Origin of the sequence: Kitasatospora sp. NPDC059160 (genome assembly GCF_042755465.1) — a bacterium.
Lineage (GTDB): Bacteria > Actinomycetota > Actinomycetes > Streptomycetales > Streptomycetaceae > Kitasatospora.
In genome coordinates this window covers 1-3,968 of the sequence record NZ_JBHZCN010000228.1, presented here as the reverse complement: position 1 = coordinate 3,968, position 3,968 = coordinate 1, and the positions used below count along the sequence as shown (strand labels likewise).

Genomic DNA, 3,968 nt, shown 5'->3' with positions numbered 1-3,968 from the left:
GGGGCCCCCCAGCCGCCGCCGGCCGGGGCCGGGGCCGCCGCCGGCGCACCCACGCCGCCCGACGGGTCGACGATGCACTCGATCCGCCAGTCCACGCCCAGCGCGTCCGACAGCGCCTGGCGCAGCACGTCGTCGCTGTTGCTGCCGACGAAGCTGTCCCGGGCACCGGCGTTGATGAACGAGACCTGGAGCACGCTGCCGTCGAACCCGGCCACCTGGCCGTTCTGGCTGAGCAGGATCCAGGTGAAGCGGCGGCGGTTCTTCACCGCCTCCAGGATCTGCGGCCACAGCTGCCGGACCTGCCCGGCGCCCTGCTGCGCGGCCGCGGACGGCTGACCGCCGGGGGCGCCCGCGGGGGCGGGGGTGGGGGCGGGGACCGGCTGGGCCGGGGTCGGCGCGGGCTGCGGGGCGGCCTGCGGCTGCGGCACGGGGGCGGCAGCAGCAGCGGGGGCCGGTGCGCCACCGGCGGGCGGGAAGCTGCGCGCGATCGGCCAGGCGCCCGGAGCGGGCCCGGCCGGGGCCGGGGGCGCCGGGGCCTGCGCGGGGGCGGGGGCCGCCACGACCGGCGCGGGCACCGGAGCGGGCACCTCCACCGGCGGGGCAGCCTGGGGGACCGCCGGCGCCGCCGTCGCAACGGCCACGGGCGCCGCCGCCGGAGCCACCCCGGCCATCGGTGCCATCGGCGCCATCCCGGCCGGTGCGGCGAAGCCGCCCGCCGCGGCCCGGCGCTCCAACTTGTCCAGCCGCGCCTGCAACGACAGCTCGTCGCTGTACGCGCCCGGCAGCATCACCCGGGCGCAGATCAGCTCCAGCTGGAGCCGGGGCGCCGCATTGCCGCGCATCTCGGTCAGCCCGGTGTTGACGATGTCCGCGGCCCGGCTCAGCTCGGCCGCGCCGAAGGCGTCCGCCTGCGCCTGCATCACCGCGACCCGGTCCGCCGGGGCGTCGATCAGCCCCTTCTCCCCGGCCTCCGGCACGGTGGCGAGGATCACCAGGTCGCGCAGCCGCTCCAGCAGGTCCGTGACGAAGCGGCGCGGGTCGTGCCCGCCCTCGACCACCCGGTCGATCACCTGGAACACCGTCGCGCCGTCCTGCGCGGCGAAGGCGTCCACCACCTCGTCCAGCAGCGCCGAGTCGGTGTACCCGAGCAGCGACGTCGCCATCTGGTACGTCACGCCGCCCTCGGCGGCACCGGCCAGCAGCTGGTCCATCACCGACATCGAGTCACGCACCGAGCCCGCGCCGGCCCGTACGACCAGCGGGAACACCGAGTCCTCGACCTGGATGCCCTCGCGGCCGCAGACCTCCGCCAGGTAGTCGCGCAGGGTGCCGGGCGGGACCAGCCGGAACGGGTAGTGGTGGGTGCGGGACCGGATCGTCCCGATCACCTTCTCCGGCTCGGTGGTCGCGAAGATGAACTTGAGGTGCTCCGGCGGCTCCTCGACCACCTTGAGCAGCGCGTTGAACCCGGCCGAGGTCACCATGTGCGCCTCGTCCAGGATGAAGATCTTGTACCGGCTGTGCACCGGCGCGAAGAAGGCCCGCTCACGCAGCTCGCGCGCGTCGTCCACACCACCGTGCGAGGCGGCGTCGATCTCGATCACGTCGATCGAGCCGGGCCCGCCGGTCGCGAGGTCCCGACAGGACTGGCACTCCCCGCAGGGCGTCGGCGTCGGCCCCTGTTCGCAGTTCAGGCAACGGGCCAGGATGCGCGCGCTCGTCGTCTTGCCACAGCCGCGCGGCCCGCTGAACAGGTACGCGTGGTTGACCCTGTTGTTGCGCAGGGCCTGCTGGAGCGGAGCGGTCACGTGCTCCTGCCCGATGACCTCCGCGAAGGTCTCGGGGCGGTAGCGGCGGTACAGGGCTAGGGACACACCCCCGACGATATCGGGACGGACGGACAAACGCGTCGCCCCTTCACCCCGGCCCCGCTCTCCCCACGGCCCACACGCCCCCGGGAACGCAAAGACCCCTCGTGCACCCGCCAGAGCCCTCCTACCCTTGCTGCCTTCCGGCCCTGGGGGGGTTCAGAGAGATGACGCCACACGAGGGGCTGACCCCCACAGTACCGGATCCCGGCCCCGACGATCCACAGGCCACCCCCACCCCTCAGCCTGCGGGACAGCTGGTCGCGAGCACCCCGAAACATGTACTAAGCTCTCCCACGGAGGATTCGCCTAGAGGCCTAGGGCGCACGCTTGGAAAGCGTGTTGGGAGCAATCCCTCACGAGTTCGAATCTCGTATCCTCCGCCTTTGCCCAGTAGGGCAGTTGAAGGCCCCGACCGGGTTCCTGGTCGGGGCCTTCTTCGTGTCGTGGTTGCAGTTTTGGTTGCAGTTGCCGCCGCACACGGACCGATACGGTTGCCCAGTGGCTCCGCACTACCTACCAGCCGACCGCGCGCTCCTCGACCTCCCGCGATACTCGGAGGCCGATCGCCCAGCACATCTGTTGCCGGCGGACGACCTACCCGCCCTCGGCCTGCGCATCCCACACGCGCGCCAACCCAGCGCGTGGCTGACCAGCCCAGGTGTTCACGGCTGCACGTACCGGCCCGCCTATGCCCTGGCCGGTCTCGAACCGGCCGAGTCACAGCATGGCGAACGCCACGTCGATCGAGACGACGAGATGGCGCGGACGATGACGGCCCTCGACATCAAGGAGATGGTCGCCCGCGGCAAATTCCGCGCAGGCTTGGTGGAGAACCGTGCACTCAACGGGCGCCTCATCCGGGCGAAGGGAAGGCCCTACCAAACTGGCCATCCGCTGGTACTGACCGTTCGCGCCACCCCGTGCTGCGGCCGACTTTCTGAGATCGCGGTGTGCTCCCTGTTCGACCTGGTCAACGAGCACTTCCTCATCCGCACAGAACCCGGCAGGTCCTGTCCAGCCCACCACCATCCAGCCGACGCCCAGCCGCTTCCGCAGGTCCTCCCGCAGCTTGCCCGGCTCGCGACCAAGACAGTGGAGGGCGAGTACATCATCGTCTGGGGCCAGTACCCAGTGCTCGCTCTAGAAGCCGAGCTCGCACTCACGTCAACCGGGTCCAAGAAGCGACGCAGGGAACACTGGCTGGGAACACAGTGGATCGACCTACAGATGACTGAGGCGATCTGGCGTTGCGGCGACAGCACCGACGGCCTCGCAATGTTCACCCCCGGTACCGACGCGGCGGACGACGCCCAGGTCCTGGTCCGGATCGTCCACCAGATCAGCGACTCCCATGCCTTCATCTCACGCGGTCGCGACTGGCTCCCGGAGCCTGCGCCGGAGGTCTGCCCCTCCGCGAGAGCATTGCACTTCACCCTGCCCGCGGAATTGGGCGCTGGCAGTTCCACCGAGGCGGCCGAGCCGTGGTCGCTGACCTTCCCGACTCATCTGTTGGAAGGGCCCACCGATACCGCTCGGCTGGGTAGCGCCCGCCGGGAGCAACCTCAGCTCCGCCAGTGGCTGCTCAACAACCGCACGGCTGCCCCATGCGCACTGTGTGGGGAGACCTATCCAGCGGCCTACCTCCGCGCCGCGCATATCAAACGCCGGGCCGAGGCAAGCGAGGACGAACGGCGCGATCTCGCCATCGGAATGCTGGCCTGCACGTTCGGCTGCGACCAGATGTTCGAGCTCGGCGACATCTTCGTTGACTCCGAGGGCGTCATCCGAAGCCGCCTCACAGACGAGGGAAGTACTGTTGCCGCCGCAGCCGGACGCCTCGTGGGTCGGCGATGCCCAGCGGCCATCCCGGAGAGAGCGGAGTACTTCCGCCACCACCGACAGGCTCACGGCCACGACGAATAGGCACGCCCGCGCCCGCAGGCTCTCTGGCCGAACCATCGCATTCCCACCCGCTGGGGACCGATCCTCTGGCAGGGTGCTGGGGTCTGTACAAAGAACGGTGTAACTCCCGATCAAGGAAGTAGCACCTGATGAAGGAAGTGACCGTCTCGGCCGCGGCCGTCGAGGCAGCGAAGC

At 70.8% G+C, this 3,968-nt stretch carries 2 protein-coding genes, 1 tRNA gene and 1 other RNA gene; 2 read left to right on the top strand and 2 right to left on the bottom strand.

Translation table 11 applies throughout. The features are described 5' to 3' along the window. Positions 1-1,874, bottom strand: a 1,874-nt coding sequence (locus ACFXOZ_RS42265; protein ID WP_380595353.1) for a DNA polymerase III subunit gamma and tau, incomplete at its 3' end; no start/stop codon positions are given. 90 nt (positions 1,875-1,964) lie between these two features. Then, positions 1,965-2,055: signal recognition particle sRNA small type (gene ffs, locus ACFXOZ_RS42260), an RNA gene on the bottom strand. Between the two features lie 111 nt (positions 2,056-2,166). Between ffs and ACFXOZ_RS42255 the strand changes: the two genes are divergently transcribed. Together ACFXOZ_RS42255 and ACFXOZ_RS42250 are read left to right on the top strand one after the other, a co-directional pair. Then, a tRNA-Ser gene (locus ACFXOZ_RS42255) sits at positions 2,167-2,251 on the top strand. A gap of 118 nt (positions 2,252-2,369) precedes the next feature. Continuing rightward, positions 2,370-3,794: a hypothetical protein gene (locus tag ACFXOZ_RS42250; RefSeq protein ID WP_380595351.1), complete on the top strand. Its 1,425-nt coding sequence runs from the start codon at positions 2,370-2,372 to the stop codon at positions 3,792-3,794. Positions 3,795-3,968 lie beyond the last annotated feature (174 nt).